General features: G+C 36.6%; 35 protein-coding genes. 16 read left to right on the plus strand and 19 right to left on the minus strand.

All coding sequences use genetic code 11. From position 1 onward, the window contains the following. Positions 1 to 42: 42 nt before the first annotated feature. Positions 43 to 702, plus strand: coding sequence for an ABC transporter ATP-binding protein (locus tag NLJ82_RS24265; protein WP_000470274.1), 660 nt, complete (start codon positions 43 to 45; stop codon positions 700 to 702). Then, a complete protein-coding gene (locus NLJ82_RS24270; RefSeq protein WP_000679271.1) occupies positions 686 to 1,483 on the plus strand; it encodes an ABC transporter permease in 798 nt (265 codons plus the stop codon). Before NLJ82_RS24265 ends, NLJ82_RS24270 begins: the two co-directional genes overlap by 17 nt. Positions 1,484 to 1,683: 200 nt before the next feature. On the opposite strand, the gene phnA is transcribed toward NLJ82_RS24270, so the two are convergent. The 3 genes from phnA to NLJ82_RS24285 all read right to left on the minus strand — a co-directional run bounded on the left by phnA (position 1,684) and on the right by NLJ82_RS24285 (position 5,015). After that, a complete protein-coding gene (gene phnA, locus NLJ82_RS24275) occupies positions 1,684 to 2,025 on the minus strand; it encodes an alkylphosphonate utilization operon protein PhnA (protein WP_000212737.1) in 342 nt (113 codons plus the stop codon). A 235-nt stretch (positions 2,026 to 2,260) separates the two neighbouring features. Then, positions 2,261 to 3,055, minus strand: coding sequence for a DUF2628 domain-containing protein (locus NLJ82_RS24280; protein WP_000289355.1), 795 nt, complete (start codon positions 3,053 to 3,055; stop codon positions 2,261 to 2,263). Positions 3,056 to 3,356: 301 nt separating this feature from the next. Beyond that, positions 3,357 to 5,015, minus strand: a complete 1,659-nt coding sequence (locus tag NLJ82_RS24285) for an outer membrane protein assembly factor BamB family protein (protein ID WP_000714465.1) — start codon at positions 5,013 to 5,015, stop codon at positions 3,357 to 3,359. 86 nt (positions 5,016 to 5,101) lie between these two features. On the opposite strand from NLJ82_RS24285, the gene NLJ82_RS24290 reads away from it, so the two are divergent. Next, the gene (locus tag NLJ82_RS24290; RefSeq protein WP_000858819.1) at positions 5,102 to 5,572 is read left to right on the plus strand and encodes an SMI1/KNR4 family protein; all 471 of its coding nucleotides are present in this window, start codon (positions 5,102 to 5,104) and stop codon (positions 5,570 to 5,572) included. After that, on the plus strand, positions 5,559 to 6,197 hold the full coding sequence (locus NLJ82_RS24295; protein ID WP_033671962.1) for a DUF4304 domain-containing protein: 639 nt from the start codon (positions 5,559 to 5,561) through the stop codon (positions 6,195 to 6,197). Before NLJ82_RS24290 ends, NLJ82_RS24295 begins: the two co-directional genes overlap by 14 nt. Positions 6,198 to 6,248: 51 nt before the next feature. Here NLJ82_RS24295 and NLJ82_RS24300 read toward each other — a convergent pair whose 3' ends face one another. From NLJ82_RS24300 to NLJ82_RS24315, 4 genes are all read right to left on the minus strand, one after another. After that, a complete protein-coding gene (locus tag NLJ82_RS24300; RefSeq protein WP_001046062.1) occupies positions 6,249 to 6,917 on the minus strand; it encodes a hypothetical protein in 669 nt (222 codons plus the stop codon). A gap of 112 nt (positions 6,918 to 7,029) precedes the next feature. Further along, a complete protein-coding gene (locus NLJ82_RS24305) occupies positions 7,030 to 7,707 on the minus strand; it encodes a CPBP family intramembrane glutamic endopeptidase (protein ID WP_000447122.1) in 678 nt (225 codons plus the stop codon). Between the two features lie 98 nt (positions 7,708 to 7,805). After that, positions 7,806 to 8,600, minus strand: a complete 795-nt coding sequence (locus NLJ82_RS24310) for a nucleotidyltransferase domain-containing protein (protein ID WP_041185192.1) — start codon at positions 8,598 to 8,600, stop codon at positions 7,806 to 7,808. Between the two features lie 51 nt (positions 8,601 to 8,651). Further along, entirely contained in the window at positions 8,652 to 8,960 is a 309-nt protein-coding gene (locus NLJ82_RS24315; RefSeq protein WP_000248590.1) for a YuzD family protein, read from the minus strand. Between the two features lie 206 nt (positions 8,961 to 9,166). Here NLJ82_RS24315 and NLJ82_RS24320 point away from each other — a divergent pair, with 206 nt between their 5' ends. Together NLJ82_RS24320 and NLJ82_RS24325 are read left to right on the plus strand one after the other, a co-directional pair. Then, on the plus strand, positions 9,167 to 9,403 hold the full coding sequence (locus NLJ82_RS24320) for a NifU family protein (protein ID WP_000431159.1): 237 nt from the start codon (positions 9,167 to 9,169) through the stop codon (positions 9,401 to 9,403). A 324-nt stretch (positions 9,404 to 9,727) separates the two neighbouring features. Next, the gene (locus NLJ82_RS24325; protein ID WP_001125488.1) at positions 9,728 to 9,943 is read left to right on the plus strand and encodes a hypothetical protein; all 216 of its coding nucleotides are present in this window, start codon (positions 9,728 to 9,730) and stop codon (positions 9,941 to 9,943) included. Positions 9,944 to 10,004: 61 nt separating this feature from the next. Here NLJ82_RS24325 and yutH read toward each other — a convergent pair whose 3' ends face one another. Then, positions 10,005 to 11,006, minus strand: a complete 1,002-nt coding sequence (gene yutH, locus NLJ82_RS24330; protein WP_000581271.1) for a spore coat putative kinase YutH — start codon at positions 11,004 to 11,006, stop codon at positions 10,005 to 10,007. 120 nt (positions 11,007 to 11,126) lie between these two features. Here yutH and NLJ82_RS24335 point away from each other — a divergent pair, with 120 nt between their 5' ends. After that, positions 11,127 to 11,618, plus strand: coding sequence for a phosphatidylglycerophosphatase A family protein (locus NLJ82_RS24335; RefSeq protein ID WP_000665103.1), 492 nt, complete (start codon positions 11,127 to 11,129; stop codon positions 11,616 to 11,618). Between the two features lie 23 nt (positions 11,619 to 11,641). Here NLJ82_RS24335 and NLJ82_RS24340 read toward each other — a convergent pair whose 3' ends face one another. Beyond that, positions 11,642 to 12,121, minus strand: a complete 480-nt coding sequence (locus tag NLJ82_RS24340) for a GNAT family N-acetyltransferase (RefSeq protein ID WP_000351139.1) — start codon at positions 12,119 to 12,121, stop codon at positions 11,642 to 11,644. Between the two features lie 612 nt (positions 12,122 to 12,733). Between NLJ82_RS24340 and NLJ82_RS24345 the strand changes: the two genes are divergently transcribed. Beyond that, positions 12,734 to 13,315 (plus strand): NAD(P)H-dependent oxidoreductase, encoded by a 582-nt coding sequence (locus NLJ82_RS24345; RefSeq protein ID WP_000683410.1) that lies wholly within the window; start codon positions 12,734 to 12,736, stop codon positions 13,313 to 13,315. Between the two features lie 33 nt (positions 13,316 to 13,348). On the opposite strand, the gene NLJ82_RS24350 is transcribed toward NLJ82_RS24345, so the two are convergent. From NLJ82_RS24350 to NLJ82_RS24365, 4 genes are all read right to left on the minus strand, one after another. Continuing rightward, positions 13,349 to 13,879 carry a hypothetical protein gene (locus NLJ82_RS24350; protein ID WP_000289902.1) on the minus strand — a complete coding sequence of 177 codons (531 nt, stop codon included), beginning with the start codon at positions 13,877 to 13,879 and terminating at the stop codon, positions 13,349 to 13,351. 115 nt (positions 13,880 to 13,994) lie between these two features. Further along, the gene (locus NLJ82_RS24355) at positions 13,995 to 14,759 is read right to left on the minus strand and encodes a TIGR01457 family HAD-type hydrolase (RefSeq protein WP_000276467.1); all 765 of its coding nucleotides are present in this window, start codon (positions 14,757 to 14,759) and stop codon (positions 13,995 to 13,997) included. Positions 14,760 to 14,868: 109 nt separating this feature from the next. Then, positions 14,869 to 15,501, minus strand: coding sequence for a helix-turn-helix transcriptional regulator (locus tag NLJ82_RS24360; protein ID WP_000503356.1), 633 nt, complete (start codon positions 15,499 to 15,501; stop codon positions 14,869 to 14,871). A gap of 71 nt (positions 15,502 to 15,572) precedes the next feature. Beyond that, positions 15,573 to 16,013 (minus strand): DUF86 domain-containing protein, encoded by a 441-nt coding sequence (locus NLJ82_RS24365; protein WP_000274014.1) that lies wholly within the window; start codon positions 16,011 to 16,013, stop codon positions 15,573 to 15,575. A gap of 147 nt (positions 16,014 to 16,160) precedes the next feature. Between NLJ82_RS24365 and glpX the strand changes: the two genes are divergently transcribed. The 3 genes from glpX to NLJ82_RS24380 all read left to right on the plus strand — a co-directional run bounded on the left by glpX (position 16,161) and on the right by NLJ82_RS24380 (position 18,286). Further along, positions 16,161 to 17,132 (plus strand): class II fructose-bisphosphatase, encoded by a 972-nt coding sequence (gene glpX / locus NLJ82_RS24370; RefSeq protein ID WP_000439091.1) that lies wholly within the window; start codon positions 16,161 to 16,163, stop codon positions 17,130 to 17,132. A gap of 17 nt (positions 17,133 to 17,149) precedes the next feature. Continuing rightward, positions 17,150 to 17,416 (plus strand): DUF3055 domain-containing protein, encoded by a 267-nt coding sequence (locus tag NLJ82_RS24375; RefSeq protein WP_000392606.1) that lies wholly within the window; start codon positions 17,150 to 17,152, stop codon positions 17,414 to 17,416. Between the two features lie 372 nt (positions 17,417 to 17,788). Beyond that, entirely contained in the window at positions 17,789 to 18,286 is a 498-nt protein-coding gene (locus NLJ82_RS24380; RefSeq protein ID WP_001174569.1) for a hypothetical protein, read from the plus strand. Positions 18,287 to 18,331: 45 nt separating this feature from the next. Here NLJ82_RS24380 and NLJ82_RS24385 read toward each other — a convergent pair whose 3' ends face one another. Further along, a complete protein-coding gene (locus NLJ82_RS24385) occupies positions 18,332 to 18,634 on the minus strand; it encodes a YutD family protein (protein WP_000435941.1) in 303 nt (100 codons plus the stop codon). Positions 18,635 to 18,752: 118 nt separating this feature from the next. Here NLJ82_RS24385 and NLJ82_RS24390 point away from each other — a divergent pair, with 118 nt between their 5' ends. Then, positions 18,753 to 19,331: a YhcN/YlaJ family sporulation lipoprotein gene (locus tag NLJ82_RS24390; protein ID WP_000744032.1), complete on the plus strand. Its 579-nt coding sequence runs from the start codon at positions 18,753 to 18,755 to the stop codon at positions 19,329 to 19,331. A gap of 37 nt (positions 19,332 to 19,368) precedes the next feature. Here NLJ82_RS24390 and NLJ82_RS24395 read toward each other — a convergent pair whose 3' ends face one another. Beyond that, a complete protein-coding gene (locus NLJ82_RS24395) occupies positions 19,369 to 20,100 on the minus strand; it encodes a MerR family transcriptional regulator (protein WP_001241008.1) in 732 nt (243 codons plus the stop codon). Positions 20,101 to 20,185: 85 nt separating this feature from the next. Here NLJ82_RS24395 and NLJ82_RS24400 point away from each other — a divergent pair, with 85 nt between their 5' ends. Continuing rightward, complete coding sequence (locus tag NLJ82_RS24400) at positions 20,186 to 21,001, plus strand: YhfC family intramembrane metalloprotease (RefSeq protein ID WP_002081167.1); 816 nt, start codon at positions 20,186 to 20,188, stop codon at positions 20,999 to 21,001. A gap of 22 nt (positions 21,002 to 21,023) precedes the next feature. Here NLJ82_RS24400 and NLJ82_RS24405 read toward each other — a convergent pair whose 3' ends face one another. Continuing rightward, complete coding sequence (locus NLJ82_RS24405) at positions 21,024 to 21,497, minus strand: hypothetical protein (protein ID WP_000264801.1); 474 nt, start codon at positions 21,495 to 21,497, stop codon at positions 21,024 to 21,026. A gap of 103 nt (positions 21,498 to 21,600) precedes the next feature. Between NLJ82_RS24405 and NLJ82_RS24410 the strand changes: the two genes are divergently transcribed. Together NLJ82_RS24410 and NLJ82_RS24415 are read left to right on the plus strand one after the other, a co-directional pair. Next, entirely contained in the window at positions 21,601 to 22,155 is a 555-nt protein-coding gene (locus NLJ82_RS24410; RefSeq protein ID WP_000721035.1) for a histidine phosphatase family protein, read from the plus strand. Between the two features lie 74 nt (positions 22,156 to 22,229). Then, positions 22,230 to 22,709, plus strand: coding sequence for a YbaK/EbsC family protein (locus NLJ82_RS24415; protein ID WP_000272743.1), 480 nt, complete (start codon positions 22,230 to 22,232; stop codon positions 22,707 to 22,709). Positions 22,710 to 22,729: 20 nt separating this feature from the next. Here the strand turns inward: NLJ82_RS24415 and lipA are convergent, their stop codons facing one another. Continuing rightward, positions 22,730 to 23,626: a lipoyl synthase gene (gene lipA / locus NLJ82_RS24420; protein ID WP_000166370.1), complete on the minus strand. Its 897-nt coding sequence runs from the start codon at positions 23,624 to 23,626 to the stop codon at positions 22,730 to 22,732. A gap of 189 nt (positions 23,627 to 23,815) precedes the next feature. Between lipA and NLJ82_RS24425 the strand changes: the two genes are divergently transcribed. Further along, complete coding sequence (locus NLJ82_RS24425; RefSeq protein ID WP_000944673.1) at positions 23,816 to 24,799, plus strand: M23 family metallopeptidase; 984 nt, start codon at positions 23,816 to 23,818, stop codon at positions 24,797 to 24,799. A 36-nt stretch (positions 24,800 to 24,835) separates the two neighbouring features. Here NLJ82_RS24425 and yunB read toward each other — a convergent pair whose 3' ends face one another. Together yunB and NLJ82_RS24435 are read right to left on the minus strand one after the other, a co-directional pair. After that, positions 24,836 to 25,567, minus strand: a complete 732-nt coding sequence (yunB, locus tag NLJ82_RS24430) for a sporulation protein YunB (RefSeq protein WP_002081169.1) — start codon at positions 25,565 to 25,567, stop codon at positions 24,836 to 24,838. Between the two features lie 54 nt (positions 25,568 to 25,621). Then, positions 25,622 to 25,924, minus strand: coding sequence for a YunC family protein (locus NLJ82_RS24435; protein WP_000248463.1), 303 nt, complete (start codon positions 25,922 to 25,924; stop codon positions 25,622 to 25,624). Positions 25,925 to 25,982 lie beyond the last annotated feature (58 nt).

The following is a 25,982-nucleotide window of genomic DNA, read 5'->3' on the forward strand; positions in this document are numbered from 1 at the left end:
CTTTTTTGATACGATAGAACTAGAATCAGAAAGGAGCCATCTATGTTTATATTAAAAGACGTTACATATAAAGATATACTGCACATTCCTTATTTACAGATTCAAAAAGAAAAAATCACATGTATTATCGGCGAGAGTGGGAGCGGAAAAAGCACATTGCTCCGTATGTTAAATGATCTACAATCTCCAACATCTGGAACAATTGAATATAACGGAAAGCTAATTTCTGATTATCCCCCTATTCAATTACGACGTGACGTGGTCATGCTTGGGCAAACGCCACCTATTTTCGATGGAACCATTAAAGACAATCTATTAATGGGACTTCGTCTTTCTGAAAAGCCATTTCCAAATGATGCTGCCTTGCGAAGTGCATTAACGACTGTTAGCTTGGAAAAAAATTTAGAAGACAACGCTGATTCATTATCAGGTGGCGAAAAACAACGACTTGCTTTTGCACGTATCGTACTTATGGATCCACCTGTCTATTTATTAGATGAACCAACTTCGGCGTTAGATAGCGATACAGAACGACGCGTTATGAAGCAATTCACTATGCTAGCAAAAGAAAAGAAAAAAACAGTCATCTTCATCACACACTCACAACAGCTTCCAGAAGAAATTGCAAACGATATTATTGAGATTAGTAAAGCAAACGGTGCCACTAGAAAGGAAGTGCTCTCAGTTGAAGGGCGTGATTGAACTCCAAATTTGGCAACTTGCCGCTGCATATATTTTCATTCTTATTTTAATCGGGCTCGTGAAATTAAAAGGGATACCTCGCGAAAAACAAATCGCGCTCGCAACGTTCCGTATGACGATTCAGCTCGTACTCGTTGCATATGTCCTTACATACGTATTTGAAAATAGTAATCCATTTTATACAATTACTCTTATTACTTCTATTACTACCTTTGCAATTTTTAATATTTATAAACGAGTGAATGTCCCAATGTCTAAAGAATTAAAACGAGTAGCCGCCCTTTCCATGGTAGCCGGATCAATTGGGCCACTTCTACTATTTATCTTTGTTATTATCGGACATGATCCGTGGTACGCCCCGCAATATATCGTTCCGATTACAGGAATGTTAGTTGGGAATGCAATGACAGGTGTTTCTCTCGGTGCAAATACGTTCTTAAACAATATGAAATCGCAAAGAGGTCAAATTGAAGGAGCACTTATGCTCGGTGCCACACCGAAAGAAGCAGCTGCTCCGCTCATTCGAGACGCTTTTGACTCGGCTATTTTACCAACGATCAATTCTATGGTCGGAATGGGGATTATAAGCTTACCGGGCATGATGACTGGTCAAATCTTATCTGGTGTATCACCATTTACAGCCATTCAATATCAAATCGCAATTATACTCGGTATTTCAGGAAGTACCGCTTTTGCTGTCATTATCTTTTTACAGCTTGGATATAAAACATTCTTTAATAAGAGGTGTCAGTTGAAGGATATTGACTATGGTGGACGGTAATCTAGCTTTTTGCTCGGTAAATGATACACCTTTCTCGGTGAGTGAAATTATATCGACGATTTTTCGAATATATGTATCATAACTCAAAATATATCAACGATTTTTGAAATATATCGACGATTCGACAAGGAATATCGACTTACCGACAAAAAATGACATAATAAAAAGAGGAGGCCTATACGCCTCCTCCTTTTATTTACTTACGCCTTCTTAACGAATTGTGATTTTAACTTCATAGCTCCGAAACCGTCGATTTTGCAATCAATATCATGATCGCCATCAACTAGACGGATACTTTTTACTTTCGTACCGATCTTCACAACTGAAGAAGTTCCTTTTACTTTTAAATCTTTAATGACAGTAACAGCATCGCCGTCTTGAAGAACGTTTCCGTTCGCATCTTTTACAACTTTTGCACCATCATTATTTTCAGCTTCTGCTTCTTGGCCCCACTCATGAGCACATTCTGGACATACGAAAAGAACGCCATCCTCATACGTATATTCTGAATTACATTTTGGACAATTTGGTAAAGTAGCCATAAATTCATTTCCTCCGTTCATTATTTATACGTAAAAATCAAAATTGATGTTTACATCTCGATAAATAAAATTTGTATAGCATTTCTATATAGTGCCATAGTCTCACGTTATTGACAAGCCTACCTCAAATTCTCATTTTTTATTGTATTTTACAAAATTTCAATTCGTATGGTGTTTCCAAGTAAAAAAGAAGAACCTTCACAAGATCCTCCTTTTCAAAATGAACGAGTTCTGACTAGAACCCCCAACCATTTTCTTCAATATAAAATTGATACTCTTCTAGCTCATCTTCACTTAACTTCTTATTATTCTCATATACTTCTTGCCATTCAAAATAGTCTTCACTAAAATAAACAGCAAATTTAATTTTCACGTTCTTCTTCTCTGCATAATCATAACCAGTAAATTCTACTACATCATAATCTTGTTCTTTCTTCACAAACTTCCAAGTTGGATTATCCGTCATAATCTCTAAAGTCACACCTTCACTACTTGAACGAACGACATTTTTAATATTTGGCTCAGTTGGTAAAAGTGAGAGTCCGAACATAGCTCCACCAAACATGATTCCAACTATAACCTGGAAACCAACCATACCAGCAAAACTAGCGCCACCCTTTGATTGTAAGTAATACGCCTTCTCATGATCTGGCATATCTTCTCCCTTATGTAATACACGAACAGCGTGCTTATAATATAAACGGTTTCCTTGCCATCCAGTAAATATCATCGTTCCTAACTGAAGAACTAAACTACATGTTAAATAAATCCCATCTGGAATATCTATAAAAGGAGTTACAACGATACTAGGTACCGCCAATAACGTAAGTATAATAAACAACTTATACATTTTACGATAAGCTAACCAAAAAGTTGGGAAGAAAAAGGCTACCCAATTCCACGTATTCCCTTGCGCTGGATTTTCTACTTTGCCCCACTTAAAGTCATAATAAGCTGTATTCTTTTGAACAACTTTATGCAACTCTTGCGGAGAAATTTTTTCTTGTAAAACAGTGTCCTTCACGTACATCATCCTTTTCTCATATCTACATACGTGTATTTTATAGAAATAAAAAGAAGGAATCTAACAAAAAGTACATATATTTCATAAAAATGAACAGAAATCGAATATATTCCTACAATTTACCGTTTATTATTCCATTTTTCTTTTTAATATATTAGAATACTTATGAATGATAGGTTTAATACACTAAGTTAATTATTTTATATATTCACTAAAAAGGATGCATCAAAATCATTTTATACATCTTTTTTAGTGAATATATACTACTATTTTAAAACAAACATCTCGATTTAAGAGAACTCACAAATTAGCTTTCTACTATTTCAAACATATTTCCACTTACGCAACTAATGAATAATGCATTATTAACTTCCTCAATTGATACAATAAAATCTATTGCTACAACATTTTTAGGCAGTTTAATTATATCTTTTACCTCGCCACATGCAGCATCAAGTATTATCAATTCTAAATTTGAAGTTGCAATATAAATTTCTCGATCTTTATATAACAGAACCTCTGTAATATCATGTAGAGTCGTATTGTTCCAAATCACTTTACCTGTTTGAATATGAATACCACAAATTCTGCCTTCTCCTAAGGACAATACCATCATCTCTCCGATAAGAAATGGAGGCAATTCAATTTCAAAAGGCATATTTATTTCATATAACTTTTGAGCGCTCTTATGGTCATAACATTGTATTTGTTTACTTACCTCTTCATAATCATACTCAGTTCTTGTTAATAATATTTTTGATCCCTGTGATGCAATGTAAGAGTACTGTACCTCATCAAAGGCTTTTTCAAAAATTAAGTTACAACCTTCTTTTCCATATTCCCACTTTTGTAATGAATCTATTGCTACACATATAAAATGTTCATTAGTTAAAGTAACTGGTTCATTTGGATTACAATCTTCCATCATTTGTTTCCATCGTGTAGAAGCATCTAATAATTGAATGGCAATTGCAACGTTACTATATGCATCAACTTCCGCATCTTCATCCAAAGGATTCCCTGCTAACACATAGTAATCTGAGCCAAAATGGCATTGCAACTTCTCTCCTCCAACTCGGACATTCTTTTCCCATACTTTCACTCCACTTTCAAGCTCTAATAAAACATTGTAGCCTTCCTGTGTCATAACTAATAAACGTGGTAATTCTTCCTTCGTAGTTTTTACAACTTGTATAATATGCCCTTCTATTTCTAAATTCCATAGAAACTCCCCAGAACTTGATGAAATAGCGTACAATTTCGCAATATTTTCTCCAAATCTATTCGCATGCCAAATAATTGTGACATCATTCACAGTTATGCAATTACAATCTTCTACTAGTGGAAGATGACACTGCCAAACCTCTTCTTTCGTTTCACTATCGAGTTTACGAATTTCGTGGCTGTTTTCCTCCACATAAAAGATACTCTTCTCATTATGAGGTAGTACCGGAGTAAATATCGGTTCAACCTCTACCCCCTTTAAATAATTCCAGTTTAATTCATACTTACCACTTGTAGAATGATATGTTCGGTACATAATTGCGTTATTTCTATTTACAAGTTCAGAAAGAAATGGCTCAATTTCTAAAATTCTATGATACGCATCTTTTATTCGGAAAGAATCAACTCCACTTATGTAAATCTGCTCTATCTCCTTTTTAAGAAACGAAAAGATTACTCGTAAAAATTGCTCGCTATCAACACTAGCTAACTTTTTTCCTCTCTGATTAATAATGAGAAAGTCCCCATCCTTCTTCTTAAACTCTACCTTTTTTTCATATCTATCTAAAAAAATCACAGCACCATCATCTTTAAAACATTCACCCCATGCGTCAAACAACTGACAAATCGGGTCGATTATGTCTGTTTTTTCTTGCAACACAATTCTCTCATCTATACTAATTACTATTTCTCCGGCATTTTCTGTCGGCAGTTTGTTTAGTTCGATTTGAAACTTTTTCATTATTTCCTCCCTCTATTGCTCGTTATTCAAACTAACTATAATATATGACATAAGATTCTTAAAACTATTATTTGAGGTGACCCAATATGAAGACTACAATTTGGACAGAAGATGATTATTTAAAACTAGCACCCATTAACGACGAACTAATCAAAAAAGCAGAAGAAGTACTGAACGTAAAGCTTCCGGAATCATACATAAACCTTCTAAAAGAACAAAATGGAGGAACACTGCGCCTTGATGCTCACCCTACTTCAGAGCCGAATTCTTGGGCAGACGATCACGTTAATGTTTCTGGCTTATATGGCATTTCTTTTGATGAAAATGAATCTAGTATTTTAGAGAGTCATTATTTAATTCAAGAATGGGAAATGCCTGAGAATCTCGTACTTTTATCTGGGGACGGACATACATGGATTGCATTAGACTATCGAAATGTAGCTGAAAATCCTCCAGTTATATTTATTGATAATGAAGTTGAGCAAATAATTGAATTAGCACCTAACTTTGAAAGTTTCTTACAAAACTTAACTACATATGAATATGACGAAGAGTAAACCTTATTCTAAAGCGGTACAAAATTCCATTGCAAATTTACATGCTGCTTTAAAACTGCTTGGATTTAAGAAAAAAAGACATACATTTTGCAAAGCTGAAAACGGATTTTATAAACTCATTAACATACAAAAAAGTCAATTTGGAGATGACTTCTATATACATATAGGAGTTCATCCTATCGGTCTCCCGCAGCTTATCACGGACCAATTACTAATTAAAGAAAACATCTCAATATTCGATTGCATTCTGCGAACGAGAATAGAGCCTATACATATGAAACAGAACCAGTTATTGCATAATGTTTCACATGAAACTATCGACATTCCGAATTATCTTTCTACTATTTTCGACTGGTTTCAAGTGTGGGCATCTTATGAGAATTTAGTAAAAATAAATATACATTCCGTTACTCCAGTACTAGCCGTCGTTCCAATATTACAGGAAAAAGCGTTTTTGCTTCTTACTTGTTTCTCTTTCTACAATTTAAAACAGTACGAGCAAGCTAATCACTACTTACAGCAATATTTGCAATGTGCTGTACATCTGAATACCGAGGAAAAAGAGCCCGTATTCTTTCACGAAGTTGACATGTATATGAAAAAACTAGTAGAAAACGCAATGTAACTTCACATTGTGCTTTCTGCTAGTGCTTTATCACACTTTTATATCCTTCTCCTACAACTCCCAAGTAATATTCATCTCTTTAAAAGATACTTTACTAACTTCTAACCCTTCACTATCATCCGTTCCAATCATTGCTACTTCTTCTTTAGACAACATAATTTCCTCGTTTGGATTTTTGATTTTTCTCTCATATACAAGTTGTAAAAGCTCTATTTGTTCCTCTGTCAGCTCATATTCTTCTTCCAATCTTTCCATTGCCGATTCCATATCAAGTAATGGGATTTCTAATAAAAATCCGCCATGTTCTTCCACCTCTTCAAATGAATCGATTGAATACGCACCGCTCTCCTCAATCCAAAATGCTGCTGTAATGAAAGGCATAGTCTCGCCTTCTACTTCTTCTAATACGTATTGAAGTGCTTCCTCTTTCGCAATTTCTAACACTTCCGAAGGTGCCCCTTCAAAATAATTTGTCGCGTCAATCCACTCATCCATTCTCTCACTATTCACATCTTGAAGACATGCGATCGTATAATCCGGATGAAACGTAATTGTCCCTCTTCCGCCTTGACTATCTTGCATACTATAGTTACATCCATCCCATGAACTTTCATGTGAGAGATCAGGATCATGTGCTACAAAAATTGCATTTGCAATCGAATTTAAGATGCAGCCTTTCCATAATTGTTCTCTATCTATATGTAATTTATATTTATTCATCGTCTTCCTCCACACACATATTTTTCTATTATCTTTCCTCTACATAATACTTGTAAAGCCTTTTCTATCTACTACAAAATAGAAAAGACGCCCTTTCAAAAAGGCGCCTTTTTTACAGTTGAAAATTTACTAATAAATAAAATGAATTGTTTAATACATGAATCCCAATTGGAACGAGTAAATTGTTTGTTTTCTTATAGGTGTAGGCTAAACTTATCCCTATACCAAAAATATATAAAATACTCCCTACTGTAAGGGGATGCCCTAAAGTAAATATGAAAGCACTTATAACGGCACTACTAAGTGTAGAGAAGCGCTGAGATAATTTCATAAAAAACATACCTCGGAATACAAGTTCTTCCCAAATCGGCGCAAAAATCGTGAGTACAACTACATATAAAATGATTTCATTTTTAGTAGGCTCTATTACTATATTAGATTCCTCCACACGAAGCCCATGTGGTAAAACTAAATTTAATACCGCAAGATATATAAGCAGTACGATCATCGTCATTATTATTGTTACATAATGTTTTGAGTTATTGAATTGTATTGATTTTAGTAAATGCACACAGTAATTTCTTGCCGGTGCATACATTACAATAATCATACAAAACGTGAAGGGTGAAATGAGATGATTTACATACCACGGATATAATGAGAATTCATATAAAAAGTTCAAATAACCAATTCCATACATTACCCCAAAAATAATTACGATCATACCGATTACTTCTAGCATACTCATTTGTACATTCTTTTCTTTATATGTAACTAATTCCGTTTCCACCATATCCCCTCCAGTATAATTAAACCTTTTTAACCATTATATACCAAAAGAGATATAAAAAAAGACAATACACCGAACTGTATTGTCCATTTTCTTCCCTACCATTTCTCTCTACATGCCTCAATTAAGTGCAGCAAATACCTCTTCGTCATATCTGCCCTTCTCCACCTTGAGAGCATTCTCTTTTCTTTTGGGTTCTCCCGTATTCTCGCTACTTCTTTTAATAAAAGCTCCCACTCTTCCGCTGAATGTTCTAATAAGTATTGCAATCCTCTATCTTTTGAAACGATTGTTTTATAATTTAGTGTATATAAAATGCGCCCCATCGTAACGACCGCTGATTCTACCCATTCTTCTATAAAGAATAAATATGGCTGCTTCGCCTTCCCACTCCAGTACTGTTCTACGTTGTATTTCATCGTATTTACTACATCATCCCACCTTATTTGGAACGAAAGGTCTTCTGCTTCTTTCCCGCTCACTGTAATCCCTTGATTTTTCAATGTCCACCATGTGACTGCATTAATATCCCAATGCCCTATATTCGCCTTACCATCTGCACAATACACGTACTCATTCATTTCATCATTGTATTTTCCTAAATCAGCAAGCGGAATATACATACCATCCATTCTTTTCCCTAACGTACTACCACTAAGTTTCTTATGAAGCTCTACAAGTTGCTGTTTTTCAGCTTCATTCACGGGATCACTTATTACCGTGACAAAATCAACATCGCTCGTTTCTGCATGAAATGCACCGAGTGCGATGGATCCGTAAATATACACCCCGACTATTTTTTCATCTAAAAAAATTTCTTTCAGTCCTACTATGTACTGCTCCATCAACTGCTCTACTTCTTTCGGTAACGCATGCTTTACTACATTCTCCACATCTATCCCTCCAATAAAAAAGCCTTTGCAAATTCGCAAAGGCTTCCTGCTTTATAAATATTTCTCGATTTCTTCGTAAACATCCTTCAAACGAGGATTTCCTTCTCCAACAATTTCTCCATTTACAAGAACGACCGGATAAAATAAATCTTCCTCTACTACGCGCTCCGCGAATGCTTTTTTATCTTCATCTTCTTGTTCTTCTTGAAAATCAATATACTCGAAATTAAATTTATTTTCTTGTCCTTCATATTTACGACCAATCGCCGCTTGTAGCCACTCAAACGTTTCTGTTGAAGATGGCATTCCAACGCAGCTCGCACAAATTACTTTCGTCCCATACACTTGCACATTAACCATTTCTTCTCCCCCACTTCTTGTTCTAACAGCATATTCAGATGTCTTATTACATAAGCACATCATTTTACAAACTTATTCCATACCCCTATACTGAAAAAACACGTTGTAAACATGATAAAAAATTTCGGCAATAAAACAAGAACAGAAAAAATAGATTTTCCCCTCTATCTTGATTATAATAAAACTGATGAAAGGAGTCGATAAAAATGGAAAACCCACATATGCAAGAACAAGTACTAGAAGTATTAGATAAATTACGTCCATTCTTACTTCGCGATGGCGGAGACGTTGAATTAGTAGACATTGAAGAAGGTATCGTAAAATTACGCCTTATGGGTGCATGCGGAAGCTGCCCAAGTTCTACAATCACACTAAAAGCTGGTATCGAACGCGCATTACTTGAAGAAGTACCAGGCGTTATCGAAGTAGAACAAGTATTTTAATTAAAAGCGGAAGCTGCTCGTTCAGAACAGGAGGTCATTGGAGCTCCTGACGAAGAGGCGCTTTTTGCCTCACAGGAAGGCGCGAAATGGCCGACTGTTCTAGCCACCGAACATTTTAGCCGCTAGAGCTAAATATTATCTAGCGGCTCGTTCAAAGCCACTTGCTAAAAGGAGACCAAATTTGGTCTCCTTTTTTTATACAAATCACATTTATCCGTTAACATCATAAAACAAAATTGGAAATCCTTCTCAAAAAATGCGATAATTGATACTATATAGTGAATCGTTCACACATATAAAGTAAAAAACATAGGGGGACGACACATGCCAAAAATGGGGAACACGTTTTTAACAATTCAAGAACTAGAAAAGAAAAAAGAGTATTTATTAGACCTTTCATCCGTTATACCGACATGGAATGCGAGCTATCAATTTTTATTTAAAGAAATCCAGCAAGAATTATTGAGTAAAGTAAATGAAAAAATCGAACAACATCAATTCATTTTAAATATATGTGCAGATCAACAGGTAGGGGCATAATGTATTACATACAATTGTGGTATATAAAAAAGAGACCTCAATCGGTCTCTTTTTTATATTTTTAAGACAGCCAATCTAATTTTCTAATCCCAAGCTTATCAACTGGTAAACGGAGTGAGCCATAAAAATGCTTCATAAATTGCTCAGAGCGGTTCACATCGTGTAAAATGGCTTCTAAACGATCTCTATACATGCTTTTTTGTTCTTCGTTTCCTGTTTGGTAATATCGTTCGACTGTTTCAAAATAGTGAAGCGGGAACAGGAGCCTTGCAAATAATAGGCGCCACCCAAATGAGGATAGCGAATAATTCCGTTCATAATCTGTAACAAATTGAACGATTGTTTTCTCCCAGTCTTTCTTTTTTTCAATCATCATATAACGGATTAATTCTGCTATATCTCGAGTTGGGTGATCATACACCCAATCAAAAGGGAGTTTGAGACGCTTCGTTTGATGCCATAATAAAGGTGTGAATCGTTCTTGGCAAATGGTTGCTGCATCCGTTAGTTGCGGTGTGTCATCCATTTCTGTATCAACAACATATTGAATGGCATTTTCCGCAACTCCTAAGTAATACGGGAAGGATTCAATAAACAATTGATCGAATACGTCTGTAGGGTGGTTCATCACTTGTGATTGCCAAAACTTTTCTAATTGATCGAGCCTTTTTTCCCATAATGCTTTCCATTCACCAATGCGGCTTAGTTGCTCAATTTCTTCTGGAAAGAATGCACCTCGTTTATGGAATATAGAAAGCTCACTTCCTAATGACATAGCATGTCGTTCTAACGCGCGCATACCTTTTAATAAGCAGTAATTTTGTTCTTCTATCTCACTTACATAGTAGCCGTGTATAGTCGGAACGAAAGTCGCTACAGTTATATCCCCTTGCTGGTTCATATAATCACTGAGCTTTTTCATCTCTACAAGTACTTCTTCCTCCATTTCTCCAATTGGAACAAGTACATAAATTTTGTTGCGAATCCAAAAGCTTTTATAGGGGCCAAGGGGGATTAATTCTTTAACATGCATATGATAATGCTCATAAATATGATGAATCATCGCAGTCGCCACCTATGGTTTTTCTTTATATATATGAGCTTGTGCTCGCCTTTCATTCCTATGCACATGATAAAGCAACGAAACGTATACAAATACTAAAAAGAAAAAAAGGTGATAAACATGAAAGAATCAAATCAACTACAAGAAAGAGCATTGCAACTATTACAAGAACGCGGTGTAACAATTGATGATATTGCTGAGCTTGTTCATTTTCTTCAAAAAAAATATCATCCAAATTTAGAGATGTCAGAATGCCGTTATAACGTTGAGCGTGTATTATCAAAACGTGAAGTACAAAACGCACTGATTACAGGTATCGAACTCGATGTTCTCGCTGAAAAAGGAATGTTAAGTGAGCCGTTACAAGATATCGTAAAACGTGATGAAGGCTTATACGGAATTGATGAAGTGATCGCACTTTCTATCGTTAATGTGTACGGCTCTATCGGTTTCACAAACTTTGGATATATCGATAAATTAAAACCTGGTATTTTAGAATACTTAAATGATAAATCAACTGGAAAGGTGCATACATTCCTTGATGATATCGTTGGCGGAATCGCTGCCGCTGCTTCAAGCCGTTTAGCGCACAGAGCTGAGCATTCGGAATAATAAAATATGAAAGACCGTCAGTTTCATACTGACGGTCTTTCATATTCCATAAGCATAAATTCTCTTCCGCGGCTCAAAAAAATAGGACCTTGTTGAAAACCTATTTTTTTATATAGCGTAATCGCTCTTGTATTAAATGTCGCTACGCTAAGTCGAAACGTTTTCGGCCTAAATGCTTTAATAGCAAAAACTATCCCAGCTTGAAAAAACACTTTCCCGAGCCCTTTCCCTGTTAACTCCGGCTTCATGCCAAGTCCGATATCCATTACATCTTCTCCACCATATAAATGAGCATCTCTTCCCCCTGGCACTTGTGCATTTTCCCCAAAACAAAAATATCCAATGAGTTCTCCCCTCTCATCACAACACCCATAATATGTCCCGTCCAGCAACTCTTCTATTATTTCAGCCCCTACTGAGAAACTATATACATTATACGGCTCCTCGTACGTCCACATCGCTATTTCCATCGCTTCTTCTTCTGTTAACTTATGTATATCCATCCCTCTCGCCCCTTATCGAATATTTTATATATGTACTCATTCATTTTTCACATCCGATTTCCCTTTAATCGTAATATGCATAATTACATACGCACACCTATAAAACAAATGGTACAATTTATTCGAATCGCTGTTGCTACACTTCTTGATCAAAGAAAAGGCGTTAAAACGGATATTAGCGCCTTATCAAACTCAAGCAATTGGCACATTTTGTCATCTTGAAAGACACTCGAAAGAGTGTCTTTTTTTCTATACCTTACAAGGACTTACTCATTTCAAAGCATAAACACATAAAATAATATAACTCTTTACACGCATGAATCCCTTTCTAAACGTTGCGAAGTAGACTTAAAATAAAAAAGCACTCTTGGCTAGAGTGCTTTTTACTTTCAAACAAGGAGGTTACATAATATGGATAGTACTCTCGTATTTAACTTCGGCATTGGTATTATCATCATTTTATTTGTTTTCTTTGTTCTTTGTATGAGCGGGGTGTAGAAAGACGATTTGAGGCGTCTTTTTATACATATGTATTACTTGACTTTCGTAAAAGAAGTAACAATAATGGTTACAGAGAAACCATTCACATATCCACAAATAGGAGGAATAACAATGAAACATGTAATCGTTTATGCACACCCAAATACAGAAAGCTTCAACCATGCGATTTTAGAAACGGTAAAAAATGAACTAGAAGAAAAAGGTCATGAAGTACGCGTTCGCGATCTATACGAATTAAACTTCAATCCAGTATTAGGCGCTTCCGATTTCATCTCATTTTCTCAAGGAAACACACCAGAAGATATTAAAGAAGAGCAAGAGCATATCTCTTGGGCTGATAGCATTACATTTATTTATCCAGTTTGGTGGGCGGGACTTCCTGCTATTTTAAAAGGATACGTTGACCGTGTATTTAGCCACGGCTTCGCTTATGCTTACGGTGAAAATGGCATCGAGAAGTTATTAAGCGGTAAAAAAGGCTTATTATTATCTACAATGGGAAATACGAAAGAGGCATACACAGCAGGCGGTATGTTTGACGCAATGAAGAAAACAGCGGATGTTGGTATTTTTGAATTTACAGGCATTGAAACAATTGAGCATACATTCTATACGAGTGTTCCTTCTGTGGATGACAGTGTGCGTAAACAATATCTTGAAGAGGTTAAAGATGTTGTGAATCGTGCATTTTAATAAAAAAACTCCGGTTTTAACAACCGGAGTTTTTCATTTCATCATTAATTTCGGAATATATCTTTGAAGAATGCTTTCTAATTCATTCATATCTCCCTGTCTAATAAGTAAATTCACATTGTCATTCATTTTTTCTCGCCCGCGATATAAAAATATATTCTCTTTTGGATTTTCCCATGTTGATGTTTTATAGCCCTGCAATTCTTCGTATGAATAAAAGTTTAATCCGTCTACTACACCTTTTTCATATATTTGTACACTTTTAATAAGATGGATGGCTATTAAAGTCATAAAACAACTTGCTACAGTATAACTCCCCGACTGAACAAGAAACTGTTCAACTGTATGAATATCTCCACTTACATACTGAGCATATATATACATACATTGTCCAATGAAATACGTTGGTCCAAGTAATGCAATCCAACGTCTCTTCACTCTTGGATATGTTGCAATAAGTTTTCCCGCACTTTTCTTCATTTCATTTATTTTATATATCTTCCATAGAACAAAAAATAAAACACATAATGTAAAAACAAACATAATACATGACATCCAGTACACTCTGATTTCCTCCCCACAATATCATTACATATAAATTTTACATTTTATATAACAATAGCACATATGCAATTATGCATAAAAAAACAGGTAACCTATTCCGGTTACCTGCATTTCATTACATCTTCTCAATCCACTCCGTCAAGTTATGCACAACTTGCGTCGGTTGAACTTCGTATTCTGTTAACTTCTCCACAGTTGTGACTCCAGTGTGGACAAGAAGCGTATGCATACCAGCATTGATTCCTGCTAAAATGTCTGTATCGTAGTTATCCCCAACCATTAAGGCTTCATTCTTTTCTATGCCAAGCACTTTTAAAGCTTGTTCCATAATGATTGATTCTGGTTTTCCGATAAAGATTGGATCCACACCTGTTGATACTGCTACAACTGATGTTAATGAACCGTTACCTGGTAATAATCCGCGCTCAGTCGGAATGGCAATGTCTCCATTTGTAGAAATAAACGTTGCGCCGTTACGCACAGCAAGACAAGCTTTTGCTAACTTTTCATATGTGATGTCACGATCTAAACCGACAACAACGAAATCAGGATTTTCATCCACAAGTTCAAATCCTTTTTCCACAAGCGCATCATGTAAGCCTTCTTCACCAATCATATATACAGTTGCGTCTTGTTTACGTTCGTAAATGAAGTTTGCTGTTGCCATACTCGTTGTGAATACTTGCTCTGCTTTCGCTGGAATATCGAAACGAACAAGTTTTTCTGCCACTTGTTCTGGTTTACGAGTTGAGTTATTCGTAACGAATAAATATGGAATGCCGCGCTCTCCTAATGCTTTTACGAAGTCGCTCGCTTCTTCAATTTGTTCTTCTCCGCGATACATTGTACCGTCTAAGTCAATTAAGTAACCTTTATACATCGATTCTGTCTCTCCTTCTATGCTAACGTTCTCACCTTATCATACCACTCTTATATTACCCGCTTTTCCAAAAGAAAAAAACGCTTTACCTTAAAGCGCCCCATAACGTTCATTTTTTCTCTTTTATTTGGTAAGAACAACTACAATCGCCCTCGCACATGTTTGCTAGCGTTTTTACATCTGCGTTCGCAAATAAACGATTATACATCTCTTTTTCATCTTCACACACTTGCGGGAATCTCTCAGCGATTTCCTTTAACGGACAGTTTTGTTTTTCAATTACGAAAGAGTTCTCTCCGTCTCTCTTAATTTGAACCATATAACCATTTTTCTCTTGCATAGCTGCTATCTCTTGCACTTTATATGCTAAATTCTTTTGATTACTCACGCGCTTTTGTAACTGTTCTTCCATTCGCTTCGTTCTTTCTTTTAAAACGTAACGAAGTATTTTTTCATCGCCCATTCGCGCTAAATCTTCTAGCATATCAATCGCAAATTGCTTATACTCTTTCGGGAATGTGTCTTCTCCCTTTTCGCTTAATCCATACAAATAAGTTGGTCTTCCGACATGTTGCCTTACCATCTTGGAATAGATGAAACCATCTTTCTCAAGATTACTTAAATGTCTTCGAATCGCCATTTCTGTAATCTCTAAAACTTCAGCTAGTTCCGCTACGGTGTGCTCTCCCTTTACTTTCAACAACTGCACAATTTCATCTTTCGTCGTACGTGCTTCCCCCATGCTTCACCCTTCTCCCTCACATACAATATAAGACCCCCAAAAGGCATTCTCTGGGGATCTTATAAGCATAATTATTCTGGTACAAATGCAGATACAGGTCCTAATTCCTTTTCTAAATAACTGCGAATATTTGCTGGGTATTTCCCTACCACCGCAATATGTTTTTGAATCGTCTTATATAATTCATCATGATTCATTTGAATATAATCTTGCGTAAGCATTTTTCGAAGAAGAATCACTTCTTTCATTCCTTGTCCTTCTTCTGCACTTATCACTCGCTCGTCCATTAAAATATCGATAATATCTTCATAGCTTCCTGGATCGCGCATAATAAATCCATCAATCATCGCATTCCCTACATCTAATACAGAATCAATCATTAGATGCGCTATGCGTTCTAATGCGTAAAATTCAAACTCGGTTTCATATATCTTTTTCTCTTGAAATGTACTTGTTGCTCGTTCTAAACATACTAGCATTTGTTCTATTTTCTTTCTGTCTACAAAATACATGAATGTCACCTACCTGGAAATTAAAGCATTTACATTTTAATTGTAACGCTTTCTTCTGAAAAAATCGACAATTTTTCGAATTCACCTTTTCCCCGTAATTTGTTATAGTTATATTTGTATGATTTTTGAAATTGGAGGAATGGAATCTTGGAACGTGAACTCGCACTAGAAATTGTCCGTGTAACAGAAGCAGCAGCATTAGCATCCGCACAGTGGATGGGCCGCGGAAAGAAAAATGAAGCAGATGATGCAGCAACTACAGCAATGCGTGATATGTTCGATTCAGTAAACATGGCAGGTACAGTTGTAATTGGTGAAGGAGAACTTGATGAAGCACCGATGTTATATATTGGTGAAGAACTAGGAACAGGTAACGGTCCAGAAGTAGATATCGCCGTTGACCCATTAGAAGGTACAAACATCGTTGCAAAAGGTCTTGCAAATGCAATGGCAGTTATCGCAATCGCAGATAAAGGAAACCTTCTTCATGCTCCTGATATGTACATGGAAAAAATCGCGGTTGGTCCAAAAGCAGCTGGTAAAATTAGCTTAGATGATCCAATTGAAAAAACAATTGAAATTGTAGCGGAAGCTAACAATAAAAAGATTCGCGATCTAACAGTTATCGTTCAAGAACGTGAACGTCATCAAGATATTATCGATCGTGTTCGTGCAAAAGGTGCACGCGTAAAATTATTTGGTGACGGTGATGTTGGTGCGTCAATCGCAACAGCACTACCTGGAACTGGTATCGACTTATTCGTAGGTATTGGCGGAGCTCCAGAAGGCGTTATTTCTGCAGCAGCATTAAAATGCCTTGAAGGTGAAATGCAAGCTCGCTTAGTTCCAATGAACGAAGAAGAAGAAGCTCGTTGTCGTGAAATGGGATTAGAAGACCCTCGTCAACTTCTAATGCTAGAAGACTTAGTGTCTGGTGATGATGCAATCTTCTCAGCAACTGGTGTATCTGCTGGTGAGTTATTAGACGGCGTGAAATTCCTAGGCGGAGATTTAGCTGAAACATACTCTATCGTAATGCGTTACAAAACAAGAACGGTACGATTCATTAAAACGCATCACCATTTAGATCATAAGCCACACTTAAACTTAGATATTTAATAAAAGGAGCCATGTGTATGGAAGAACGTTTCTTTCTGTACGACGACACTGTCGCTACAAAAACTCGTTTCGTTAGCTTTATGGGAGAAAATGAGCGTCATGATTTAGCGCTACTATACTCCGATCGTCATTACGGTAAAACAATTGTCCTTGATATGCAGCGTAATAAATTTGCAATCATCGGCGCTGACGATTTAAACGAACCAGGCTACTTAGAGCACGCATTTTCTATGACTGAAGAAATTGCAGAAGAACTACGCTCATTTTTATTTGAACTTATATAATTTATCTTAGGCACCAGCTTTTTAGCTGGTGTTTTTTCACTTTAATTATTTTGAATTTTCAATTATCCGTGTTATAATGAAAAATAAATCTATTTGGATAGAAAGGACGTTATCTACGTATGCCAACATTTACTTTGTAATGGACCAGCAATTGGATAGCATTACTCTCAAAAAAGCACCGTGCTTTTTCAAGGGAGTAGTCTGCCCATTCCCATTACAAAGGAGCGTAACTCATCTGTAGTATGATGTTTACGGAGGTTCCTCTTTGGGGAACCTCCTTTTATTTTTGTCTTTTCCTCATGTCTTCATACTACAAGACATCCAAATAGCTGTATTACGTTTCTTTGCCACTACTATAAGAGGTGAAGGAAAATGCAGAAAGTACAACTTTCTTGGAGTTTATATGAAAACGAGCAAAACACAATCGAAAAGTATTGTAAAAATTGCAGACGCACTACCCTATTTACCGACACAAATATTCGTAGGCATAACGCCAACGGAAAAAATATATATCGTTTTGCTATTTATAAATGCCCGAAAGATCATACGTGGAATCAAAAACTTCGTATTTATAAATCATTTACTGATCATGTGGAAACAGTCGATATGCCTCAGCAAGATCAAACGGAAACAACTACTACCATTTCCATTACACAGCATAAAGAAAGTGGCATAGCCGAAATCACAATTGTATTAGACCTCGTTTTCGGTTCCCACCGGATGGATAAAGCTTTATCCACATATATTTCCGACTGGAGCCGTACACGCATTGTGGATAAAATTAAAAACGGGGATATTCAATTGAACGGACAACAAATGAAACCAAATACAATACTTTCTGAAGGCGATCGTATCTCGATTTGTTTATAAATGAGAATATACAAAAAATCCTCTTACAATTGTAAGAGGATTTTTTTATTTCTTCACTTTTCGTAATACGAAGTGTGCACAACCAAAGTTACAGTACTCGTATAAATACTCCGATAACGTACTAATTTTCGTATCATATGTCGCACGCTGGTTACTATCATCAAAGAATCCGCGCAATCTAAGTTGCTCATAACCCCAGTCCCCAACGATGTAATCATATTTATTTAAAATTTCTGCATAGCGCTCTTTAAATGCTTCTTCACTAAAACCGTCACGAAAGTTTTTAATTACTTCGTACTGCACATTATTAATGCTCACCGTAGCATGAATCTCCTGCTTTTGCTCCATCATTAACTTCCTCTCTAAGCATTCTTCTTTTTATCGTATCACAAAGCATACCAACCAACAATTTCAAATACAAAAAATTGAAAATTAGTGCATGCTATGGAGAAGGAGGTGATACATCGTGAAAAAACAAATTATACTTTCTCTCCTCACTCTTTCCTTATTTGCAGGCTGCCAACCAACGAATAAAGCCGAAATGGAACGTGAAGAAGGAAGTCGTGTTCTTGTTTCCAACAAAAACGACATGTATCATACGGAAAATACAAATACACGATTAACGAGAGTCGGCTATTCATCTAAACAAAAGCATGAAGTATCTAATAAACAAGTAGGAGCCATTAACCGTGAGAAAGTTGCTGAAATGATTACAAGCATGACAGTCAAACTTCCTGACGTTACAAACGCTGCTACGCTCGTTACAGACGATGAAGTATTTGTTGTATACCGTGCAAACACAACGGATCCGAAACTCGTAGCGGATCAAGTATATAGAGCTGCTTTGTCCATCGTCCCTCGCTATTATAAAGCATATGTATCAACAGACCAAAAGTTGATTTCTCAAATTCAAGGCCTTCAATCTGGTGCCTTAAATGATACAGAATACACACAGAGCCTCGATATGTTAAAACGTGAAATGAGTAAAAATCCTCATTTGAACAATACAGGGGATCAGACTTTGAATGATATGATAAAAAAATAAAGAAGGTGGAGAAAACCTCCATCTTCTTTATTTTTTACTATTTCTTACGATTTGCGTAAACCTCCATCGCATCACACATAAACTGAGCTAATCCTTCACCAAACTTATCGATATTTTTCGTAAAGCGCTCATCAGCGACGTACATTTGACCGAGTCCTTTAAAAGCATCTAATGAATATTCACCGAAGTTTTGCAAGTAATCGTACCATACTCCAATTGCTTCTTGTGCCTCTTTAGAATCTGGTTCTCCGTGTCTAAGCGCCGCTAAGTTTCTGTAAATCGTATTAAACTCTTCTTGGTTTTCTTTAGACATACCTTTCGCATATTCATTCGCTTTATCTACAGCTCTGTCTCCCCATCTTTCACGCGCTTCTTCTTCGTACGGATTATGGCTGAAATCGAAGCCTTCAAATTTCTCTTTATTCGTCATTTCAATCTCTCCTTTTGTATGCTGAATTGTTTTATCAATCGTCGCAATCACTTTATCTAACCTAGCCCGCTTTTCAAGAAGCATTTTCTTATGAAGCTGCAATGCCTCTTTCCGGTCAAATGATGGACTCATGATAATTTCTTTAATTTTTTTCAAAGGGAAGCCTAGTTCTTTAAAAAATAAAATTTGCTGCAATGTCTCTAAATTTTCATTGGAATACAGACGATATCCAGACTCTGTCGTCTCATCTGGGGTTAACAACCCAATTTCATCGTAATGATGCAGTGTGCGCACACTAATTCCAACTAAATTAGCTACTTCTTTTACCTTCATTGCCATGTGTATCTCCCCCTTAATACATACGATAAAGTATGACGCAACGTTAGAGTCAATAAGTAAATTCATTTTCTTTATAAAATATTTCATGCATAATAGATATGTACATATATTAGAAAGCGGTGAAAATATGGTTTCAAATACTGTAATTGCCAGCATCATCTTTCAACTCATTGTCTCGATTCTGGTCCCAATTATTGTACTCGTTTATTTCCGTAAAAAATATAATATAAATTGGAAAGTAGTCGGCATTGGTGTTCTTATCTTTATCGGATTTACCCAAATTCTCGAAACACCATTCCACCTATTTATGCGCGGTAATCCAGCAATCGCTCCAATTTTAGAAAATCCATTTGTTTTCGCACTTTATGGCGGACTAACTGCTGGTATTTTTGAAGAATTAGGACGCTTCGTTGCCTTCTTCTTCCTACTAAAAAAATATCAAGAATATAAAGATGGCTTCGCTTACGGAATCGGTCACGGCGGAATTGAATCCATTTTAGTTGGCGGATTCTCTGCATTCCAAGCACTTATATTTGCGAATTCAATTAACAACGGTAGCTTCGCCCAGATGGTCGAAAAAATGCCAGAACTAAGCCGCCTACAAGACATGTTAATTCAGCAACCTGCCTACTTATACTTCCTTGGCAGCTTAGAAAGAATTATGGCACTCGTGCTGCAAATCGCCTTTACAATGCTTGTTTTATACGCAGTAAAACAGAAGAAGTATATCTTCCTTGTGTACGCTATACTATTCCACGCACTTGTAGACTTCTTCGCGGCACTTTACCAAACGAAAACAATTAACATCTTTGTTGCAGAAGGAATCACCCTTCTCTTCACAATTGGCGCTATCATTCTTATTCGTAAAATGAAAGAGAAATTAATGAGTGTGCCAAAGTAAAAATAACCCGCCTGTTGGTGGGTTATTTTTTATAAAGATTATCATAGCGATGATAACTTTTACCGCTTTGTAGCTCCTTCTTTGTTTCTGCATCTATAACGATGTACTTGTGTAACTCTTCTACTTCATTTTGAGAAAAGGAAGCGAAAAAATAAACTTGGCGATCAGGGTGAATAAAAGAATCTTGAAGCACTACTTCACCCCGACAACCCGCGGCTGTTTTTTGTAAAAAGGAATATTCTTCGTCGGGTACTTCTTTAAATAAAATCTTTTTTCGAACACTATACGCTGCATTATTGTATTCTTTATACATTTTCTTATCTAACTGTTCGTAAAACACATCTTCGCTCACAAATGGCTTATTTCGATTACTTGGATAATCTAACTTTTGATTGGATTGTGCATATGTTGTGGACAGTTGTGAGAGAAAACAAATCACAAATACAATACATAGCATTTTTTTCATCATTGCACCTCGATTTTCTATTATCCACATTACTTTTCCACATGATCAGATCATTATGTCCTTTCCAATAAAAAGGAATATTTTCCACATTTGTCGAAGTATATAGCGTCAACTTGAAAGATGGGGATGAATTATGAAGAAAATCATTGTAATACGACATTGTTCAGCAACTGGCCAAGAACGTGATGCCGAATTAACGACCGATGGAAAAAAACAAGCAAACACCCTTGCTACATTCCTTTTAGAAAACCAACTACAAATAGATCATATTATTTCAAGCCCATTTGTGCGAGCTATCGATTCTATTCGGCCCTATGCACTCCAAGCTAATTTGTCTATCCAAGAAGATGAACGCTTAGCTGAACGCATATTAAGCGACGTTTCAATGGACGATTGGATGCAAAAACTAGAATCTACTTTTACAAATATAGATATTGCCTTTTCAGGCGGAGAGTCAACAAAACAAGCAACGGACCGTGCTATATCGCTTATCGAAGACGTTTTAAAATTAAACCATACTACAATATTACTCGTTACACATGGAAACTTACTTACGCTCATTTTAAAGCACTTTGATCATACGATCGGCTTTCATGAATGGAGAGCTTTAACGAATCCTGATATGTACGAAATTACAATTGATGAACAATGTAGCCTAAAACGATTATGGAAAGCACCGTCCAAGTAATATCTCTTTCCAACACATTCAGTTGACGCCACGAGAAGAAACTGTACTAATAATAGAAAGGGGTATCACTCCATATGTACGAAGATGTACTTGCTTTACTACATAAAACAAATGTTTCTTATGAAAAATTCGAACACGAACCGGTACTCGATTATGAGACAGATCGGATCGTACGCGAGAGGCTTGGCCTACAAGGTACTCCAAGTAAAAGCTTATTTTTAAAATCAAAGGCTGGAGATTATTACGTATTTTTCACGTTAGAGGGCACAAGGCTTAACCGCGGAGAGATGAAAGAACTAACAGGAGAACGCTTATCTCTCTGTTCCGCTGATGAACTGCGAGACAAAACTGGTTGTACGCCAGGATGTGTAGCTCCTTTCGGGTATTCACACGATGTAACAATTATTGTGGATAACGCTATTTATACGTACGATAAAATTTTAATTACACCTGGTGTACCTGAATTTACAATTGAATTATCCACAGAAGAATTAAAAAAGATTTTATTAACATGTTCAAATACTGTTTTGGAGTACAAACAAAAAGAGAGCTAATCATTAGCTCCCTTTTTTCATTATTTTGCTTCTGCTGTGTTTTCTTTTGCAGAACGAACTTGCTCGTCCGCATGGTAAGAAGAACGCACAAGTGGGCCAGCTTCACAGTGGCTAAAGCCTTTGCTAAGTGCAATTTCTTTTAGCTCTGCAAATTCCGCTGGTGGGTAATATTTAAGAACTGGTAAATGCTTCTTAGATGGTTGTAGGTATTGTCCAAGAGTTAAAATATCCACATTGTTTGCACGTAAGTCATCCATTGCTTCAATTAAATCTTCTCTCGTTTCACCTAAGCCCACCATAATGCTCGATTTAGTTGGAATATCAGGCTGCATTTCTTTCGCTCGACGTAAAAACTCTAATGAACGATCATATTTTGCTCTAGCGCGAACTCGGTCAGATAATCGACGTACTGTTTCAATGTTATGGTTTAAAATATCTGGTTTTGCATCCATTAACATTTTTAAGTTTTCTTCTACTCCACCCATATCAGATGGTAATACTTCAATTGACGTAAATGGATTTTTACGACGAACAGCGCGTACTGTTTCAGCAAAAACAGCTGCTCCCCCGTCTTTTAAATCATCACGTGCAACCGCTGTTATAACAACGTGCTTTAAGCCCATTTGTACTACAGAATCTGCTACGCGTTCTGGCTCTTGTAAATCAAGCTCAGTTGGTAAGCCTGTTTTAACCGCACAGAAACGACAAGCACGTGTACATACTGCACCTAAAATCATGAATGTTGCTGTTTTTCTTACAGCCCAGCATTCATGAATATTCGGACATTTCGCTTCTTCACAAACTGTATGAAGATTCTTAGAACGCATCATTTTCTTTAAGCCTGTATAGTTTTCATTCGTGTTTAACTTAATTTTCAACCATTCGGGCTTGCGCTTATATTCTGTTTGTTTTGTCATGGTTATCAACTCCGCACAATATGAAATAGTTTACCGTGTTCGCTTCTTTCAATGTAACATATCTATTCTAACGTATGAAAGCGATTTGCTCAAATGAAGATTCTAAGATTTTTTCCAATCGTTCCCTATAATGAAATACTCCGTATATCCCACACTAAAAAGAGTGATGATGTGAAAGGAGTCTATTTCATGCTTCGAAAAATTTCTCTTTTGCTTTCGATTTGCTTTCTTCTCCACCAAAACATCGCTTACGGTGAAGATAATCAGCAAAGCATATACGAAAAGCGCATGGCACTATATAAAGAAACCGAGCAATCTTCAGGCATTCCGTGGTATTACTTAGCTGCAATGGATCAATACGAAAGAAATATACGGAGCGTAAGAAAAGATATTCCGAAAAAACCAGATGCCATCATTTCCCTTTATTTCAAACCAGAAATATGGGCTGGACCTGTTAATGGTAACGACACTCTCCCCCATACAATTGCTCTATTTGGCGGGTTAGGTTTAGATGGTGACAAAGATGGATTTGCAAATGCAAATAACGACCGTGATCTTTTGCATACAGCAGCAACGATTTTAAAGAAACAAGGAACGTCAGAAGAACGCATTAAAATCATGCTCTGGGAATATTATAGACGTGCAAAAACAGTTGATTTAATTACCGAATACGCCCAAATTTATAAACATTACGGACGTATTAATTTAGAAGGAAATGCGTTCCCTCTTCCAATTCGCAGTGACCATAGCTACCGTAGTACTTTTGGCGCTGGAAGAAGTTTTGGGGGAAGAAGGGTTCATGAAGGAACCGATATATTCGCAGGCTATGGCGTACCAGTAAGATCCACTTGCTATGGCATTATTGAAACAAAAGGCTGGAACCGCCTTGGCGGATGGCGCATCGGTATTCGTGACCTTCATAACAATTATCATTATTACGCTCACTTAGGCGGGTTCTCAAAAGAGATACAGCTTGGACAAATTGTCGAACCCGGAAAAGTAATCGGATTTGTTGGTAGCACCGGTTACGGTCCTCCCGGCACAGCTGGAAAATTCCCGCCTCACCTACATTTCGGCATGTATAAAGACAATGGTTATACAGAATGGGCTTTCGACCCCTACATGCACTTAAGTCTTTGGGAGCGAAAAGAACGCGCAAATACAAAACGATAACCGTAGCACATTGCTACGGTTATTTTTTCTTTATGACTAACTATCCGTTTTCTTTTTATCAGGTACAACAACACTTCCGCTTCCATAATACGTAGGCACTTCCCCTTGAACGATGCGCGTCGCAATTGGAACATTTTGTTTCACTTTTATTTCTTTCGTATGAAATGGAATAATGACTTGCAACGTAACTTCCATCTCCATAATAATTTGAATCGCTGTCGTATTGATTCCGTGCGGTTCAATTTTTTGTTTAATATCCGTATTTACATGACCAATCGTCGTGAAATCAATTGGAATATCGGGTCCTATATTTCCAAGAAGCGCATTATTTGTTACACGGCCAAACGGAACTGCCATCGTTGCCCCATTTTTTTCAGAAATACCTAGTCCCTTCAAATTCCCTTGTTCTACTTGCTGTAAATATTTTTCTATGTATGTGGTCGTTGACGTTACGATTTCATTTACTTGCTTCGTATTTAAATTAATTGTGGACACTTTCCCGTTTTTATCATTTTGTACTTTCATTAATGAATCGACATCGAATCCCTCATCGATCCTATCTTTTACCGCCTTCGTCATAACCGCTGTCGCCATTTTATGTGTCTCTACTTCTCCATATTTCATTAATGTCGGCTGAATGCTGCTATTCACAATCCATAATCCTTGCACGAGTAATATGACAAAAAGAATAAACGACATAAGCAGTATGTGCCGAAAGGAAATAGGTCCCCTTCGAAACCGCGAATTTTTCGAACGAAATATACTCATACAAAACCCTCCTTCTTATATCATTTCTATGCAAGAAGGAGGGACGATATATGCTTATCTCATTTTTAATAATGCTTCTTTTCCGATTGTGCCAGCCGTAATACCTAACGCTTCGGCTTCAATCGTTACTGATTCTAGCGGTGCTTCAAGAAGTTGTTCAATCGTTCTTACACCAACCGCACGGCCAGCAATAATACCTCGATCCCCTAACTTCTCATTTAAAAGACCTACATCTAATGCACCGCACATAATATATCCTTTATCGCTCATTACAGCTAGCAAATTTGTCTTTGGAAGTTTGACGCTAACCGCAATAAACGTATAATTATCGATTATAATTGGCTCTACATTAACCATAGTTCACACTCCTCTCTTTCTTATCTGTATGACAAGAGAAAAATGAGTGTTACAAGTT

Source organism: Bacillus paranthracis, from assembly GCF_024296885.1.
Lineage (GTDB): Bacteria > Bacillota > Bacilli > Bacillales > Bacillaceae_G > Bacillus_A > Bacillus_A paranthracis.

Coding starts and splice junctions, on each gene's coding strand:
- NLJ82_RS24320 (WP_000431159.1), top strand. CDS start 9,167: ATGGAAAACCCACATATGCAAGAACAAGTACTAGAAGTATTAGATAAA.
- NLJ82_RS24280 (WP_000289355.1), bottom strand. CDS start 3,055: ATGTACGTGAAGGACACTGTTTTACAAGAAAAAATTTCTCCGCAAGAG.
- NLJ82_RS24355 (WP_000276467.1), bottom strand. CDS start 14,759: ATGTATAAAGGTTACTTAATTGACTTAGACGGTACAATGTATCGCGGA.
- NLJ82_RS24380 (WP_001174569.1), top strand. CDS start 17,789: ATGCAGAAAGTACAACTTTCTTGGAGTTTATATGAAAACGAGCAAAAC.
- NLJ82_RS24415 (WP_000272743.1), top strand. CDS start 22,230: ATGTACGAAGATGTACTTGCTTTACTACATAAAACAAATGTTTCTTAT.
- NLJ82_RS24325 (WP_001125488.1), top strand. CDS start 9,728: ATGCCAAAAATGGGGAACACGTTTTTAACAATTCAAGAACTAGAAAAG.
- NLJ82_RS24365 (WP_000274014.1), bottom strand. CDS start 16,013: ATGTATTTTGTAGACAGAAAGAAAATAGAACAAATGCTAGTATGTTTA.
- NLJ82_RS24395 (WP_001241008.1), bottom strand. CDS start 20,100: ATGGCAATGAAGGTAAAAGAAGTAGCTAATTTAGTTGGAATTAGTGTG.
- NLJ82_RS24410 (WP_000721035.1), top strand. CDS start 21,601: ATGAAGAAAATCATTGTAATACGACATTGTTCAGCAACTGGCCAAGAA.
- yutH (WP_000581271.1), bottom strand. CDS start 11,006: ATGATTCATCATATTTATGAGCATTATCATATGCATGTTAAAGAATTA.
- lipA (WP_000166370.1), bottom strand. CDS start 23,626: ATGACAAAACAAACAGAATATAAGCGCAAGCCCGAATGGTTGAAAATT.
- NLJ82_RS24335 (WP_000665103.1), top strand. CDS start 11,127: ATGAAAGAATCAAATCAACTACAAGAAAGAGCATTGCAACTATTACAA.
- NLJ82_RS24340 (WP_000351139.1), bottom strand. CDS start 12,121: ATGGATATACATAAGTTAACAGAAGAAGAAGCGATGGAAATAGCGATG.
- NLJ82_RS24285 (WP_000714465.1), bottom strand. CDS start 5,015: ATGAAAAAGTTTCAAATCGAACTAAACAAACTGCCGACAGAAAATGCC.
- NLJ82_RS24290 (WP_000858819.1), top strand. CDS start 5,102: ATGAAGACTACAATTTGGACAGAAGATGATTATTTAAAACTAGCACCC.
- NLJ82_RS24400 (WP_002081167.1), top strand. CDS start 20,186: ATGCATAATAGATATGTACATATATTAGAAAGCGGTGAAAATATGGTT.
- NLJ82_RS24315 (WP_000248590.1), bottom strand. CDS start 8,960: ATGGTTAATGTGCAAGTGTATGGGACGAAAGTAATTTGTGCGAGCTGC.
- NLJ82_RS24435 (WP_000248463.1), bottom strand. CDS start 25,924: ATGGTTAATGTAGAGCCAATTATAATCGATAATTATACGTTTATTGCG.
- NLJ82_RS24375 (WP_000392606.1), top strand. CDS start 17,150: ATGGAAGAACGTTTCTTTCTGTACGACGACACTGTCGCTACAAAAACT.
- NLJ82_RS24405 (WP_000264801.1), bottom strand. CDS start 21,497: ATGTGGATAATAGAAAATCGAGGTGCAATGATGAAAAAAATGCTATGT.
- NLJ82_RS24300 (WP_001046062.1), bottom strand. CDS start 6,917: ATGAATAAATATAAATTACATATAGATAGAGAACAATTATGGAAAGGC.
- NLJ82_RS24360 (WP_000503356.1), bottom strand. CDS start 15,501: ATGGGGGAAGCACGTACGACGAAAGATGAAATTGTGCAGTTGTTGAAA.
- NLJ82_RS24295 (WP_033671962.1), top strand. CDS start 5,559: ATGACGAAGAGTAAACCTTATTCTAAAGCGGTACAAAATTCCATTGCA.
- NLJ82_RS24385 (WP_000435941.1), bottom strand. CDS start 18,634: ATGGAGCAAAAGCAGGAGATTCATGCTACGGTGAGCATTAATAATGTG.
- phnA (WP_000212737.1), bottom strand. CDS start 2,025: ATGGCTACTTTACCAAATTGTCCAAAATGTAATTCAGAATATACGTAT.
- NLJ82_RS24345 (WP_000683410.1), top strand. CDS start 12,734: ATGAAACATGTAATCGTTTATGCACACCCAAATACAGAAAGCTTCAAC.
- yunB (WP_002081169.1), bottom strand. CDS start 25,567: ATGAGTATATTTCGTTCGAAAAATTCGCGGTTTCGAAGGGGACCTATT.
- NLJ82_RS24425 (WP_000944673.1), top strand. CDS start 23,816: ATGCTTCGAAAAATTTCTCTTTTGCTTTCGATTTGCTTTCTTCTCCAC.
- NLJ82_RS24265 (WP_000470274.1), top strand. CDS start 43: ATGTTTATATTAAAAGACGTTACATATAAAGATATACTGCACATTCCT.